The organism is Paraburkholderia tropica, assembly GCF_014171495.1.
Classification (GTDB): domain Bacteria; phylum Pseudomonadota; class Gammaproteobacteria; order Burkholderiales; family Burkholderiaceae; genus Paraburkholderia; species Paraburkholderia tropica.
This window is the reverse complement of sequence record NZ_CP049134.1, coordinates 828,558-843,165: the sequence shown is the minus strand read 5'-3', so window position 1 is coordinate 843,165 and position 14,608 is coordinate 828,558. Positions and strand designations below refer to the sequence as shown.

The window sequence follows — 14,608 nt, the reverse complement described above, 5'->3', positions numbered from 1 at the left end:
CCTCCCACCTCGCCACGCCAGAACGGGCACGCAAGTTGAAAAAGGAACATTTCGATTATCGCACGGGCATTCTCGGCTCACCGGCCGAGATCGACGCCGCCGAATGGAACGCGCTGCTCGCGCGCCAGGCGCAGCCGACGCCCTTTTTGCGCCACGAATTCCTCACGGCGCTCGACGCCACGCGCTGCGCCGCGCCCGACGCGGGCTGGGCGCCGCAGTTCGTCACGCTCACCGACCCGCAAACGGGCAAGCTTGCCGCCGCCGCGCCGGTCTATCTCAAGGGCCATTCGTACGGGGAATACGTGTTCGACTGGGCCTGGGCCGACGCCTACAAGCGCAACGGCCTGGAGTACTACCCGAAGCTGCTGTGCGCCGTGCCGTTCACGCCGGTGCAAGGCACCCGCCTGCTGGCCGCCGACGAACCCGCGCGCCGCCATCTGGCCGCCACGCTGCTGGCGTTCGCGGAGCAGGCCGAAGTCTCGTCGCTGCACGTGCTGTTTCCGCCCGAAGACGATGCGCGCGCGCTCACCGACCTCGGCATGATGCAGCGCGAAGGCGTGCAGTTTCACTGGCTCAACCAGGGCTACCGCGACTTCGACGACTTCCTCTCGACGCTCGAACAGAAGAAGCGCAAAAACATCCGCGCCGAGCGCCGCAAGGTGCGCGAGGCCGGCGTGACGCTGCGGCGCGTGCGCGGCGAGGACATCCGCGACGAGGACTGGCGCTTTTTCAGCCGCTGCTATCGGCAGACCTACCGCGAGCATTTTTCGTCGCCGTATCTGAACCTCGATTTTTTCCGCATGATCGGCGCGTCGATGCCCGAGAACCTGCTGCTCGTGATCGCCGAATACGAAGGCAAGCCGATCGCCAGCTCGCTCGTGGTGTATCAGCGCGGCGCGGACGGCCGCGGCGGCACGCTCTACGGCCGCTATTGGGGCGCGCTCGAACACGTGCCCTGCCTGCACTTCGAGACCGCGTACTATCAGCCGCTCGAATTCTGCATCGAGGAAAAACTCGACGTGTTCGAAGGCGGCGCGCAAGGCGAGCATAAAATGGCGCGCGGCTTCATGCCGACCGTCACGCGCTCGGCGCACTGGCTCGCACATCCCGCGTTCGCCGACGCCGTCGCGCGCTTTCTCGACAGCGAGACGAACCAGATTCACGCCTATATGCACGAGTTGAACGAGCACAATCCGTTTCGCGGATAACGCCAGCCCGAACGCAAACGCCGACGCACACTCACCCAAGCCTCACGATCATCGCTTCCAGAAATATGCCGTGGTTTCTCTATCTGCTCGAATGCGCCGACGGCAGCGTCTACACGGGCATCGCCATCGACGTGGCCGCGCGTTTCGCGCAGCACGCCGACGGCACGGGCGCGCGCTACACGCGCTCGCGCAAGCCCGTGCAGGTGCTCGCGCAATTCGAACTCGCCGATCGCGCGAGCGCCTCCCGCGCCGAATACTGGGTCAAGCGCCTCACGCCGCGTGAGAAACGCGCGCTCGCGGCAGGCGCGCGCACGCTCGAATCGGTGCTGCCGCCGGTGCCGCTCGAAGTGCCCGCAAGCGACGAACCGGAAGCCGAAGCGCCCGCTTGAAGCCAAACCCGCGCCCATGAAAAAACCGCACGGCCTTTCGGCACGTGCGGTTTTTTTACCGCCAGGAATCGCGACGCTTACTTCTTCGCGTTCGCGAGGCCTTCGGTGATTTCCTTGTGAGCGGCTTCGATGCCGACCCAGCCTTCGACCTTGACCCACTTGCCCTTTTCGAGCGCCTTGTAGTTCTCGAAGAAGTGCTTGATCTGGTCTTTCAGGTACTCGGGCACGTCGTCCAGCGTCTTGATGTTCGCCGTCATCGGGCAAACCTTGTCGTGCGGCACGGCGATCAGCTTCGCGTCGACGCCCGACTCGTCCGTCATCTGCAGCATGCCGAGCGCGCGCGAACGCACGACCGAGCCGGCCAGCAGCGGGAACGGCGTGATCACGAGCACGTCGACGGGGTCGCCGTCGCCCGAGAGCGTCTGCGGAATGAAACCGTAGTTGACCGGATAACGCATGCCGGTGCCGACGAAACGGTCGACGACGAGCACGCCCAGATCCTTGTCGGCTTCGTACTTGACCGGATCGCTCTGCGCCGGAATCTCGATGATCACGTTGAAGTCGTGCGGCAGATCCTTGCCGGCGGGGACATTTGCGAAGCTCATGAGCGCTCTCTGAGAGAAGGGGAAAAAAGCGACGGTTCACGCGAGGCGCGCGGCGAGCACGCGGCTCTCGCGCGAGGCGTGCCGGTGCGAAACCGGACGTCACAGGTTCGCAGCATTATAGCCAATCGGCTGCGGCGTCCGGATGAAGCCCGGATGAAGCGTCTCCTGAAAACCCACGCGTGCGCCGCGATTGGCGCGATAATGGCCCGGCAGGCCGGCGCTCGCGCACGCAACGCGCGGCGCCTGCCTGTTGATGGCCTGATACTGGCCGTTCGTGTTTTCGTCTTGCGTTCCCTTCCCTCGTTTCATCTCCTATTTACGAGGCGCATGCATGGAAGAAGCGAAGCATTTCATCAGCGGCGCGTGGCGCGCGCCCGCCAGCGGCGAAACCCTCGCCGCCCTCGATCCCTCCACCGGTCAACCCTTCGCGCAACTCGCGCGCGGCAATGCCGCCGACATCGACGCCGCAGTGCAGGCCGCGCGCGCCGCGTATGAAGGCATCTGGGGCGCGCTCAGCGCCGCCGAACGCGGACGCCTGCTGTTCAAGCTCTCGGGACTCGTCGCGCAGCATCAGGAAACGCTCGCGCAACTCGAAGCGCAGGACACCGGCAAACCGCTCAAGCAGGCCCGCGCCGACGCCGCCGCGCTCGCGCGCTACTTCGAGTTCTACGCGGGCGCCGCCGACAAGCTGCACGGCGAAACGCTGCCCTATCAGCACGGCTACACGGTCCTCACGATCCGCGAGCCGCACGGCGTGACGGGCCACATCGTGCCGTGGAATTATCCGATGCAGATCTTCGGACGCAGCGTGGGCGCCGCGCTCGCGACCGGCAACGCCTGCGTGGTGAAGCCCGCCGAGGACGCCTGCGTGTCGCTGCTGCGCGTGGCGGCGCTCGCGCATGAAGCGGGCTTTCCGCCCGGCGCGCTCAATCTCGTCACCGGGCTCGGCCACGAGGCGGGCGCGGCGCTCTCGGCGCATCCGGGCATCGACCACATCTCGTTCACGGGCTCGCCGCAAACCGGCAAGCTCGTCGCGCAGGCCGCCGCCGAACATCACGTGCCGGTCACGCTCGAACTGGGCGGCAAGTCGCCCCAGATCGTGTTCGCCGACGCCGACTTCGACGCCGCGCTGCCCGTGCTCGTCGCCGCGATCGTGCAGAACGCCGGGCAGACCTGCTCGGCGGGCAGCCGCGTGCTGATCGAGCGCAGCGCCTATGCGCCGCTGCTCGAGCGGCTCGCGGCTGCGTTCGAAACGCTGCGAGTCGGGCCCGCGAGCGCCGATCTCGACTGCGGCCCGCTCATCAACGAGAAGCAGCGGCGGCGCGTGCGCGGCTTTCTCGACGAAGCGCAGCGCGACGGCATCGCCGTGGCCGCGCGCGGCACGCTCGACGCCGCCGCGCCCTCCGGCGGTTTCTACGAAGCCCCGACGCTGCTGCGCGACGTGCCACCGCAAAGCCGTCTCGCTCAGGAAGAAGTGTTCGGCCCCGTGCTCGCCGCCATGCCTTTCGACGACGAAGCCCACGCGCTCGCGCTCGCCAACGGCACGCCCTACGGCCTCGTCGCGGGCGTGTGGACGCGCGACGGCGCGCGCCAGATGCGCATCGCGCGGCGCGTGCGCGCGGGCCAGGTGTTCGTCAACAACTACGGCGCGGGCGGCGGCGTCGAACTGCCGTTCGGCGGCTCGCGCCAGTCGGGCCACGGCCGCGAAAAAGGCTTCGAAGCGCTCTACGGCTTCACCGTGCTGAAAACCATCGCGCTCAAGCACGGCTGAGGCCACACCGTTTTTTCATCGCTGATAAAAAATTCGGAGACAGCATGCGACTCACAGGCAAGACGGCCGTCGTGACGGGCGCCGGTTCGGGATTCGGCGAAGGCATCGCCAAAACCTATGCGCGCGAAGGCGCGAATGTCGTCGTCAACGATCTGAACGCCGAGGCCGCACAGCGCGTCGCGAGCGAGATCGCGCACGCGGGCGGCCAGGCGATCGCCGTGCAAGGCGACATCACGCGCGAAGCCGACTGGCACGCGCTGCGCGACGCCGCCATCGGCCGCTTCGGCAGCGTGGAGATCGTCGTCAATAACGCGGGCACCACGCATCGCAACAAGCCCGTGATGGAAGTCAGCGAAGCGGAATTCGACCGCGTTTTCGCCGTCAACGTGAAAGGACTCTACTGGAGCGTGCGCGCGTTCGTGCCGCATTTTCGCGAGCGCGGCGGCGGCGCGTTCGTCAACATCGCCTCGACGGCGGGCATCCGGCCGCGCCCCGGGCTCGTCTGGTACAACGGCAGCAAGGGCGCGATGATCGTCGCGAGCAAGGCGCTCGCCGCCGAACTCGGCCCCGACCGCATCCGCGTGAACTGTGTGAATCCCGTGATCGGCGATACGGGCCTCACCGCCGAATTCATGGGCGTGCCCGACACGCCCGAGAACCGCGCGCGCTTCGTCGCGACGATCCCGCTCGGGCGCTTCTCCACGCCGCAGGACGTGGCCAACGCCTGCCTCTATCTGGCCTCCGACGAAGCCGCGTTCATCACCGGCGCGTGTCTCGAAGTGGACGGCGGGCGCTGCGTCTGAGCCACGCCGCGCCGCTTTCGCCTCGCTCGTAAGTGCTTGACGCATGAGTGTTTTCCCGCGCCGCCACGCTCCGGCGGCGCGGCTAGAATGGTCGTGCTTTAATCCGGTGTACTCGACGCAAACAACACGAATAACAGCCGACACACGACATTGGAGACACCATGGCCAGTCCAGCGAATCCCCTGCCGCATGCGAGCGCGGGCGCGCCGCCTTCGGCGTTCGAAGAAGCCACTTACCGCAAGGTCGCCTGGCGGCTCACGCCGCTCCTGATGCTCTGCTACGTGGTCGCGTATCTCGACCGCGTGAACGTCGGCTTCGCCAAGTTGCAGATGAGCGCGGCGCTCAATCTCTCCGATGCGGTCTACGGCTTCGGCGCGGGCATTTTCTTCATCGGCTACTTCCTGTTCGAAGTGCCAAGCAATGTGATCCTGCATCGCGTGGGCGCGCGCATCTGGATCGCGCGCATCATGGTCACGTGGGGGCTCGTGTCCATTCTCACGATGTTCGTCACCACGCCGACGATGTTCTACGTGATGCGCTTCCTGCTCGGCCTGTGCGAAGCGGGCTTCTTCCCCGGCATCATCCTCTATCTGACCTACTGGTATCCGGCGCACCGGCGCGGCCGCATGACGACGTGGTTCATGACGGCCATCGCGCTCTCGGGCGTGATCGGCGGTCCGGTGTCGGGCTGGATCCTCAAGGCCTTCGACGGCGCGAACGGCTGGCAAGGCTGGCAGTGGCTGTTTCTGCTCGAAGGGCTGCCGTCGGTGATCGTCGGCGTGCTGGTGTTTTTTGTGCTCGACGACCGCATCGGCAACGCGAAGTGGCTCACGCCCGACGAACGCGCGCTGCTCGAACGCAACATCGCCGCCGAAGACGCGACCAAGGAAGATCCGCCGCTCGTCACCGTGCTCACGAGTCCGCGCGTGCTGCTCATGAGCCTCACCTACTTCTCGTTCGTGATGGGTCTGTACGGCGTGAGTTTCTGGCTGCCGACCATCATCAAGGCGACGGGCGTGAAGGACGCGCTGGCGATCGGCCTGCTCTCGGCGATTCCGTTCGCGGCGGCGGTGGTCGGCATGGTGCTGGTGGCGAAGAGCGCCGACCGTCGCCGCGAACGTCGCTGGCACATCGCGATTCCGGCGGCCGTGGGCGCGCTCGGCCTCGTGCTCTCGGTGACATGGGCGCACGACACCGCGCTCGCGATGGCCGCGCTCACGCTCGCGACCTTCGGCATCCTCACCACGCTGCCGCTGTTCTGGAGCCTGCCCACAGCGTGGCTCGCGGGCACGGGCGCCGCGGCGGGCATCGCGCTCATCAACTCGATCGGCAATCTCGCGGGCTTCCTGAGCCCGTACGCCGTGGGCTGGCTCAAGCAGGCGACCGCCGCCAACGACTCGGGCATGTACATGCTCGCGGCGTTCATGATCCTCGGCGGGCTGCTCGCGCTGTCGGCGCCGAAGACGCTGGTCGATCGATAAACGCGCGTAACACGCTGCGTCGAAAAAAAACGGCCGCTAGCAGCGGCCGTTTTTCGTTGCAGCATGCGCAGCGATAGCGCACGATCGGACTATCGGACGATCACACCACGTTCATCGACATCGCGCTTTCGCGATAGTGCGTGGCCGCCTTGCCGGCGTCGCCCAGTTCCTCGTGCAGACGCGCGAGCGCGCGGTGCGAGCGGATCTTGAGCGGCTCGTTGTTGCTCGCGTTGGCCGACTTCAGCGCCGCCTCGAGGAACGACTGCGCCTTGCCCCACAACTGCTGCTTCAGGCACAGGCGACCCAGCGCGAACAGCAGATCGCCGTCTTCGGGACGCTCCTTGCGCCACGCCTCGGCCTTCTGGATCAGCGGCAGCGCGTCATCGCCGGCCGTGTCCGGATAGCGGCGCAGCAGGCGCGCGTCCCAGTTCTGCGCGAGCGCTTCCTCGACGATCTTGCGCGCGTCCGCCTGACGCTCCAGCGCGATCAGCAGTTCGGCCGCGCAATCGGCCAGACGCGGCGAATGACGCTCGATCGGCGACAGCGCGTGCCAGAGTTCGAGCAGCGCGTCGGCGTTATGGCGACGGTCGCGCAGCAGGTTCTCGGCCGCCAGCTGGCGCAGACGCACCGCCACGGCCGGATGCAGCGCCTCGCGCTTTTCCAGCGTCTTCACGAGCTTGAGCACTTCGCTCCAGTTCTTGAGCTGCTGCTGCGCGCGCAGCGCGATCTGCTGCGCGTGAATGCGGCGGCCGCCCTGCGAGCGCATTTCGGTGAGCGCGGCGAGCGCGCCGTCCGCATCGCGGCCGTCGGCGCGCATGTCGGCGGTCGCCATCAGACGCGCTTCCTGCAACTCGGGGTCGTCGACCTGCGTGAGCCAGTCGTCGCGGCGCGCGTACTCGTGCAGACGATGCGCGGCGTTCGCGGCGATCAGGCCCGCGGCGCCCTTGTTGTTGTCGTCGGCGAGCGAGTCGCGCGCGGCCTTCTCGGCGCGCGAGAAACGGCCCGCGTAGAGATTGCCGATCGCGTCGCGCAGCGCCGAATGCGCCTTTTCCTTGCGCGCGCGTGCGCGGTACGCGGCCACGCGGCGCGGCATCGTCACGACGTTGCGCACGAAACGCAGGATCGCGTAGAGCAGCAGGAAGGCCACCACGATGCCGACCACGAACAGATTGAGCGACACATCCACGCGATACGGCGGATAGACGAGCAGCACCTGCCCCGCGTCGAACCGGCCGACGGTCGCGAGCGCGACCGCCACGATGAACAGGAGCGCGAGCCAGAGAAGTCCACGGATCGCCATGCTTACCCCCGGCTCTGGTATTGCTGCAGCGCCTTCAGGCTCGTGTCGAGCGTGGGCAGCGCGACAGCGGCCGAGCCCGCGTCCACCTGCTTGAGCAGGTCGCGCACGTTCTGCGTTTCTTTCGACGCGCCGTCGAAGTAGCGCGCGAGCGTTGCGTCGGCGGCGGCGAGGTCGGACTTGAGCGTGGCCGGATTGCGCGAGAGCAGCGACAGACGCGCCGACAGCAGGCGCAGCTTCAGGTTCTCGCGCATGAAGTAGCCCTGATCGGGCGAGACGAGCATGGCGTCGGCGTTGTCGATGCGGCGCACCTGCACGAGGCTCGCGATCTGCTGGCCGACGCCGTGCACGAAGGTGTCGAGCCACGCCTTCCAGCGCGGCTCGCCGGTGGCGGCGGCCGTCACGGCGACGTCGGCGGGCGCGGCGGCTTCGGGCTTCGTGTGCGCGACGAGCGCTTCGCCCGCGAGCGGCAGCGCGTCGATTTCGGCGAGCGCGGTGTCGAGCTTGATGGCGAGACCGGCGAGGTCGGTGGACGGCGCGGCCTTGAGCTTGTCGATGTCCTCGGCGATGGCCTTGCGCACGGCGAGCGCCTGCGGGCTGGCCGACGCGGCGAGGCGCGTGTCGGCGCTTTGCAGCGCGAACAGCGCGAGCTGCGTGTTGCCGGTGAGCTGGAGCTGCTCGCTCGCACTCGACAGCATCTGGCCGACTTCGGCGAGCGTCCAGTCGTCGCGGTTCTTCGCGAGGTCGGCATATTGCTGCGAGAGCGCCTGCTGCGAGTTCTGCGCGTCGGCGATCTTGCCTTCGAGCTGCGCCATCTGCTTGTCGATCTGCTGCGCGCTCGACGCGGCTTCGTCGGCGCGCGCGCGCAAGGCGGCGGTCTGCTGGTCGGCGCTCTGCTGGCGCTGCGCAAGCGAGGCGTCGACGCGGTCGAGCTTGCGATTGAGCGCATAGCCGCCGCCCGCCGCACCTGCCGCGAGCAGCACGACCACGAGCCAGAGGATCGCGGTGCCGCCGCCGCGGCGCGCGCCGCCGTTGCCGGCCGGCGTCAGCGGCGCGGACGAATAGGACGTCGATGCGGATGACGACGCAGCGGACGACGCAGGTCGCGCGCTCGCGGCCTGGGCGGCCGGTTTCGATGCCGTCGGGGAAGCGGTTTGCGAAGCGCCTGCCGAAGCGGCGCCTTGATTGGGAACGTGGCTGGAATCGTTCGAATCAGTCATGCGTGGTTGTGCCGGCGGCGAGGCCGGGGTGTTCTGAACCGGTTGAGCCGCCGAAAGCGCGGCTGAAGAGAGATCGGAAGAAACCGTGCTGGCTGGCGCGGATGCGGCAAGCCCCAGCAGCGTCTCGACGATGCGCTCGTCGCCCGCGCCGGACACCGTCATCCTATCAAAACCCAATCCGCGCGCCGTCTCGGCAATACGCGGATGCGGCGCGACCAGTTGCGCATGGCGCAGCTCGACGATCTCGCCTGCCGTGAGGTGCTCGCGCGCGAGTTCGTCGAGATTGCGCACGCCTTCCGAGCTGGTCACGAGCCACGCGTGCGGCGCGCCTTCGAGCAGCGTGTGAACCGCCGCCCACGCGCCCATCGGCGGCTCGGGCACGATGCGGCGGTAGGCCGCGACGGCCTCCACTTCCGCGCCCGCTTCGCGCAGGCGGTCGGCGAGCCATTCGCGGCCGCCGTCGCCGCGCACGATCAGCACGCGCTTGCCCGCGAAGGCGTTCTCGCCAAGCTCTTTTTCGAGTGCGGCGTACAGCGATTCCGAGTCGAAGCGCGCCGGCTCCTCGTCGGCGGAACCGGCCGGGCTGATCACGCGATGCGCGGGGGCGGCAACGCCGTGGCGCGCGAGCGCGGCGACGCTCGCCGGACCGACCACGCCGACGGGCAGCGCGTGCGGCCAGATCGACGAAATCGACCGGTAGCACTCGAACGCGCGGTCGACCGCATTCGGCGAAACGAACACCACGAGCGCATAGCGGTCGAGCGCGCCGAGCGCTTCGCGCAACGGCGCGTCGTCGCGCACGGGCGCGATGGCGATCAGCGGAAATTCGAGCGTGCGCAGGCCGCTCGCGGCCAGTTGCGCGGACAGCGCGTCCGACTGACCGGCCGGACGGGTGATGACAACGGTGAAATCCGTGCCCGCTGCCGTGCCGCGCGCGTCATGATGCGGCGCGGACGAATCGGCCGGCCCGCGCCATTCGTCGGGCTGGGCCGAACCCGGGCCGCCCTGGCGCGGCTGCCACGGGCCGCCGGTCATCGCGGCTCGGCGGGATCGTCGCCCGCGCGGTTGGCGTTGCCGGAAGTTGCCGGGGGCGCGTTCGGCACGCGTTGTTCTTCAGGCCCCGCTTCGGACAGCGCGCGCACGATCTCGAGCGCGCCCTGGGCGATCAGTTCGTCGGCGACCTTGCGGCCGAGCGCGACGGCGTCCGCGACCGTGGCGGGCGTGGCCGCATCTTCGGCGGCCAGCACGCGGCTCGCGTCCGGCGTGGCGATGGTGCCGCGCAGCGCGAGCTTGCCGTCCTGCCACTGCGCGTAGGCCGCGAGCGGCACCGAGCAACTGCCGCCGAGCGCGCGCGACACCATGCGTTCGGCCTCGACGGCCTTCGCGGTGGCGTCGTCGTGCAGCGGCGCGAGCCAGGCGGCGATGTCGGCGCGGTCGGCGCGGATCTCGATGCCGAGCGCGCCCTGTCCCGCCGCCGGCAGGCTGTCCGCCGGTTCGAGCAGCGCGCGGATGCGTGCGCCGAGACCCAGACGCTTGAGCCCCGCCGCCGCGAGAATGATGGCCGCGTAGTCGCCGCGGTCGAGTTTGCCGAGGCGCGTGTCGAGATTGCCGCGCAGCGGCTTCACGTCGAGATGCGGATAACGCGCGCGGATCATCGACTCGCGGCGCAGGCTGGAGGTGCCGACCACGGCGCCCGGCGGCAGCGTCGCGAGCGAGTCGTATTCGTTAGACACAAAGGCGTCGCGCGGATCTTCGCGCTCCATGATGCACGCGAGCGCGAAGCCCTCGGGCAGCTCCATCGGCACGTCCTTGAGCGAATGCACGGCCAGATCGGCGCGCCCTTCGGCCAGCGCCTGCTCCAGCTCCTTCACGAACAAACCCTTGCCGCCGACCTTCGACAGCGTGCGGTCGAGAATTTGATCGCCGCGGGTCGTCATTCCGACGATGCTCACGTCGCAGGATGGATATAATTTGTGCAGCGCAGCTTGCACATGCTCGGCCTGCCACATCGCGAGGCGGCTCTCCCGCGAAGCGATGACAAGCGTGCGGGGCATGGGCGCGGATAACGTCTCGGAATTCATGGCTAGCACATCGAATGACGGGTTCGAAAAACAGAATCGGATAACAGGCAATGTTAGCACGCGCCCCTTTTTAGGCCCGCGCGTGCGGCGGCAAGGAAGAGACACGGTCCGTCGCTGACGTACGCGCTATCTGCGCGTCGGCGGCGCTGATCCTGCACGCCCTCCCCGGCACCCGGCGCGAACCTGCGTCCGCTCCATGGTGCCGCGCTTTCGCAAAGCCTGCTCCCGGCGCGCCGGTATCCGCAGTTTTTCGCCGTCGTCGTATCGTCTTCGCCGTCGCTTGCCGTTCGGTCCGCCGCGATACCGCAGCACCGCAGTCCGCGCGGCTCGCGCAGGATGGCTCCCGCCATCCGTTCTGGTGGTTTCTGGTAGCACCGAAGTACCCTGACCGCGGCCCGCGCCGCGGCCATGCAGTTGGCAGTCCCCGAATACCCTGTCCACACTCCTGGCTAGTCTTGAGGAAAACATCGTGAAGTCTTCCGGATCGGCGCGCGCAGAGCGCCGCAACAACGCATCGCTTGCCTCTTCTTCCCCCGCGGCCGCCGACAAGGCCAAAACCGCCAGGGCCGTGAAAGCCGCAACGGCCACTGAAACGAAGAAGACGACGAAGACATCGAAACCGGCCGACGCCAGCAAGACCACGAAAACGAAAGCGACGAAGGCGGTCAAGGCCGGCAAGTCGTCAAAAGCCGCGTCGAAAGCCGCGTCGAAGGTCGCCGAATCCGCCGGGATCGTCGAAGTGGCGCAGGCGGCAAAGCCTGAAAAAGCCGCGAAGGCGACGAAAGCCACCAAGGCCGCAAAGCCCGCCAAGGCGCCGAAAACCGCCGGCGCGCCGCGCGGCGGCCGCACGCGCGACGAAGAACAGCGCGACGACAAGGACCAGCCGCTCTTCGAAGACATCCGCTATCTCGGACGCCTGCTCGGCGACGTCGTGCGCGAACAGGAAGGCGATGCCGTGTTCGAGGTGGTCGAAAGCATCCGCCAGACGGCCGTGCGTTTTCGCCGCGAGGACGACAACGCCGCCGCGCTCGCGCTGGAAAAACAGTTGCGCGGACTCTCGCCCGAGCAGACCGTGAGCGTGGTGCGCGCGTTCAGCTATTTCTCGCATCTGGCGAACATCGCCGAGGACCGTCACCGCAACCGTCGCCGCCGTATCCACGATCTGGCCGGTTCGGCGCCACAGGCGGGCACCATCGCGCATTCGCTCGAACGTCTCGCGCAAGCGGGCGCCGCCGCCACGCCGATGCTCCAGCAGTTCTTCAACGATGCGCTGATCGTGCCCGTGCTCACCGCGCACCCCACGGAAGTGCAGCGCAAGAGCACGCTCGATTCGCAGCACGACGTCGCGCGCCTGCTCGCCGAACGCGACCAGCCGCTCACGCATCGCGAACGCGAGCATAACGAAGCGCTGCTGCGCGCACGCGTGACCTCGCTGTGGCAGACGCGCATGCTGCGCGACGCGCGCCTGACCGTCACCGACGAAATCGAAAACGCGCTCTCGTACTACCACACCACCTTCCTCACCGAGATTCCCGCGCTGTACGGCGAGATCGAAACCTCGCTCAAGGAGCACGGTCTTTCCGCGCGCCTGCCCGCGTTCTTCCAGATGGGCAGCTGGATCGGCGGCGACCGCGACGGCAATCCGAATGTCACGTCGGCCACGCTCGAAGAAGCCAGCGAGCGCCAGGCGCAGGTGATCCTGCAGCACTATCTCGACGAAGTGCACAAGCTCGGCGCGGAACTGTCGGTGTCGAATCTGCTTGCCGGCGCGAGCGACGAACTCAAGGCGCTGGCCGAAGCCTCGCCCGACCAGTCGCCGCATCGCGTGGACGAACCGTATCGGCGCGCGCTGATTGGCGTGTACACGCGCCTCGCCGCGAGCGCGCGCGTGCGCCTGGGAGAAGGCGTCGTGGCCGTGCGCAGCGCGGGCCGCAACGCCGCGCCCGTGCGCGCGCAGCCGTACGCCGACGCCGCCGAGTTCTCGCGCGATCTGCACATCCTGATGGATTCGCTCGCCGCGCATCACGGCGCTTCGCTCGCCACGCCGCGCCTCGCGCCGCTCGTGCGCGCGGTGGAAGTGTTCGGCTTCCATCTGGCCTCGATCGACCTGCGTCAAAGCTCGGACATCCACGAAGCCGTCATCACCGAACTGCTCGCGCGCGCGGGCGTGCAGGCCGATTACGCGGCGCTCTCCGAAGAAGACAAGCAGATCGTGCTGCTCGCGCAACTCGCCGATCAGCGTCCGCTGCGCTCGCCGTATCTCGACTACTCCGCCCTCGTGAAGAGCGAACTCGGCGTGCTGGAAATGGCGCGCGTGACGCGCGAAAAGTTCGGCGCGCGCGCGGTGCGCAACTACATCATCTCGCACACCGAAACGGTGTCGGACCTGCTCGAAGTGATGCTGTTGCAGAAGGAAACCGGTCTGCTCGGCGGCCGCCTCGGCCACACGGACGATCCCGCGCAGGCCGCGCTGATGGTGATCCCGCTGTTCGAAACGATTCCCGACTTGCGCCACGCGCCGGGCATCATGCGCGACCTGCTCGCGCTGCCGGGCATCGACGGCATCGTCGAGCATTGGGGTAACGAGCAGGAAATCATGCTCGGCTATTCGGACAGCAACAAGGACGGCGGCTTCCTCACGTCGAACTGGGAGCTGTATCGCGCCGAACTCGCGCTCGTCTCGCTGTATCGCGAACGCGGCATCACGCTGCGTCTGTTCCACGGGCGCGGAGGCACGGTCGGACGCGGAGGCGGCCCGACCTACAACGCGATCCTGTCGCAGCCGCCGGGCACGGTGGACGGCCAGATCCGCCTGACCGAACAGGGCGAGGTGATCGCCAGCAAGTTCGGCAATCCGGAAATCGGCCGCCGCAATCTGGAGACGGTGATCGCGGCCACGCTCGAAGCCACGCTGCTGCCGATGGACAACACCGCGGGCAATGCGCCGGATCAACTGCCGGCGTTCGAAGCAACCATGCAGCATCTCTCCGATGCGGCGATGGCGGCGTACCGCTCGCTCGTCTACGAGACGCCCGGCTTCACCGACTACTTCTTCGCCTCGACGCCGATCACCGAAATCGCGGAACTGAACATCGGCAGCCGCCCGGCTTCGCGCAAGCTGCAGGATCCGAAGAACCGCAAGATCGACGACCTGCGCGCGATTCCGTGGGGCTTTTCGTGGGGCCAGTGCCGTCTGCTGCTGACGGGCTGGTATGGCTTCGGCAGCGCGGTGTCCTCGTATCTCGACGAAGCGGACAGCGACGCCGAACGCGCGCGCCGCCTCGCGCTGTTCAGGAAGATGTACAAGACCTGGCCGTTCTTTGCGAACCTGCTGTCGAACATGGACATGACGCTCGCGAAGACCGATCTCGCGGTGGCGTCGCGCTACGCGCAACTCGTCGCCGACAAGAAGCTGCGCAAGCATGTGTTCGAGCGCATCGTGGCCGAGTGGGAGCGCACGACGAAGGTGCTCGACGAGATCACCGGTTCGAACGGCCGTCTCGCCGACAACCCGCTGCTCGCGCGCTCGATCAAGAACCGCTTCCCGTATCTCGATCCGCTCAATCACTTGCAGGTCGAGCTGATCAAACGCTATCGCGCGGGCGACCCGAGCCCGCGCGTGCGGCGCGGGATTCATCTGACGATCAACGGGATCGCGGCGGGGTTGCGGAATACGGGTTAACTGCGCGGGCGACCGCACGGGTTGACACCGTATAAAAAAGCCTCGCAGGTCTTTGATCTGCGAGGCTTTTC

General features: G+C 67.8%; 11 protein-coding genes. 6 read left to right on the top strand and 5 right to left on the bottom strand.

Annotated elements, in window-relative coordinates; all coding sequences use genetic code 11:
• Positions 1-35: 35 nt before the first annotated feature.
• Positions 36-1,208, top strand: a complete 1,173-nt coding sequence (locus tag G5S35_RS03715) for a GNAT family N-acetyltransferase (protein ID WP_074984722.1) — start codon at positions 36-38, stop codon at positions 1,206-1,208.
• 65 nt (positions 1,209-1,273) lie between these two features.
• Positions 1,274-1,597 (top strand): GIY-YIG nuclease family protein, encoded by a 324-nt coding sequence (locus G5S35_RS03710; protein ID WP_183038598.1) that lies wholly within the window; start codon positions 1,274-1,276, stop codon positions 1,595-1,597.
• A gap of 77 nt (positions 1,598-1,674) precedes the next feature.
• Here G5S35_RS03710 and ppa read toward each other — a convergent pair whose 3' ends face one another.
• Both ppa and G5S35_RS03700 read right to left on the bottom strand, forming a co-directional pair.
• A complete protein-coding gene (gene ppa, locus G5S35_RS03705) occupies positions 1,675-2,202 on the bottom strand; it encodes an inorganic diphosphatase (RefSeq protein ID WP_065063761.1) in 528 nt (175 codons plus the stop codon).
• A gap of 99 nt (positions 2,203-2,301) precedes the next feature.
• A complete protein-coding gene (locus tag G5S35_RS03700) occupies positions 2,302-2,511 on the bottom strand; it encodes a hypothetical protein (protein WP_110327580.1) in 210 nt (69 codons plus the stop codon).
• Positions 2,512-2,533: 22 nt separating this feature from the next.
• Between G5S35_RS03700 and G5S35_RS03695 the strand changes: the two genes are divergently transcribed.
• The 3 genes from G5S35_RS03695 to G5S35_RS03685 all read left to right on the top strand — a co-directional run bounded on the left by G5S35_RS03695 (position 2,534) and on the right by G5S35_RS03685 (position 6,257).
• On the top strand, positions 2,534-3,973 hold the full coding sequence (locus G5S35_RS03695) for an aldehyde dehydrogenase family protein (protein ID WP_183038597.1): 1,440 nt from the start codon (positions 2,534-2,536) through the stop codon (positions 3,971-3,973).
• Positions 3,974-4,017: 44 nt separating this feature from the next.
• On the top strand, positions 4,018-4,776 hold the full coding sequence (locus G5S35_RS03690; protein WP_074984714.1) for an SDR family oxidoreductase: 759 nt from the start codon (positions 4,018-4,020) through the stop codon (positions 4,774-4,776).
• A gap of 161 nt (positions 4,777-4,937) precedes the next feature.
• Positions 4,938-6,257, top strand: coding sequence for an MFS transporter (locus G5S35_RS03685; protein WP_065063766.1), 1,320 nt, complete (start codon positions 4,938-4,940; stop codon positions 6,255-6,257).
• A gap of 100 nt (positions 6,258-6,357) precedes the next feature.
• Here G5S35_RS03685 and G5S35_RS03680 read toward each other — a convergent pair whose 3' ends face one another.
• Genes G5S35_RS03680 through hemC form a run of 3 tightly spaced genes read right to left on the bottom strand, consistent with a single transcriptional unit; the run spans position 6,358 to position 10,855 of the window.
• On the bottom strand, positions 6,358-7,557 hold the full coding sequence (locus G5S35_RS03680) for a heme biosynthesis protein HemY (protein ID WP_110327578.1): 1,200 nt from the start codon (positions 7,555-7,557) through the stop codon (positions 6,358-6,360).
• Positions 7,558-7,559: 2 nt separating this feature from the next.
• Positions 7,560-9,809: a fused uroporphyrinogen-III synthase HemD/membrane protein HemX gene (gene hemDX / locus G5S35_RS03675; protein ID WP_080180707.1), complete on the bottom strand. Its 2,250-nt coding sequence runs from the start codon at positions 9,807-9,809 to the stop codon at positions 7,560-7,562.
• Positions 9,806-10,855: a hydroxymethylbilane synthase gene (gene hemC / locus G5S35_RS03670; protein ID WP_183038596.1), complete on the bottom strand. Its 1,050-nt coding sequence runs from the start codon at positions 10,853-10,855 to the stop codon at positions 9,806-9,808. Before hemC ends, hemDX begins: the two co-directional genes overlap by 4 nt.
• 469 nt (positions 10,856-11,324) lie before the next feature.
• On the opposite strand from hemC, the gene ppc reads away from it, so the two are divergent.
• Positions 11,325-14,537 (top strand): phosphoenolpyruvate carboxylase, encoded by a 3,213-nt coding sequence (gene ppc / locus G5S35_RS03665; protein WP_183038595.1) that lies wholly within the window; start codon positions 11,325-11,327, stop codon positions 14,535-14,537.
• The last annotated feature ends 71 nt before the right edge of the window (positions 14,538-14,608 follow it).

Bases quoted from the DNA above. Each gene is read 5' to 3' on its own strand.
- G5S35_RS03710 (WP_183038598.1), top strand. From the start codon at position 1,274: ATGCCGTGGTTTCTCTATCTGCTCGAATGCGCCGACGGCAGCGTCTAC.
- ppa (WP_065063761.1), bottom strand. From the start codon at position 2,202: ATGAGCTTCGCAAATGTCCCCGCCGGCAAGGATCTGCCGCACGACTTC.
- G5S35_RS03700 (WP_110327580.1), bottom strand. From the start codon at position 2,511: ATGAAACGAGGGAAGGGAACGCAAGACGAAAACACGAACGGCCAGTAT.
- G5S35_RS03695 (WP_183038597.1), top strand. From the start codon at position 2,534: ATGGAAGAAGCGAAGCATTTCATCAGCGGCGCGTGGCGCGCGCCCGCC.
- G5S35_RS03690 (WP_074984714.1), top strand. From the start codon at position 4,018: ATGCGACTCACAGGCAAGACGGCCGTCGTGACGGGCGCCGGTTCGGGA.
- G5S35_RS03685 (WP_065063766.1), top strand. From the start codon at position 4,938: ATGGCCAGTCCAGCGAATCCCCTGCCGCATGCGAGCGCGGGCGCGCCG.
- G5S35_RS03680 (WP_110327578.1), bottom strand. From the start codon at position 7,557: ATGGCGATCCGTGGACTTCTCTGGCTCGCGCTCCTGTTCATCGTGGCG.
- hemDX (WP_080180707.1), bottom strand. From the start codon at position 9,809: ATGACCGGCGGCCCGTGGCAGCCGCGCCAGGGCGGCCCGGGTTCGGCC.
- hemC (WP_183038596.1), bottom strand. From the start codon at position 10,855: ATGAATTCCGAGACGTTATCCGCGCCCATGCCCCGCACGCTTGTCATC.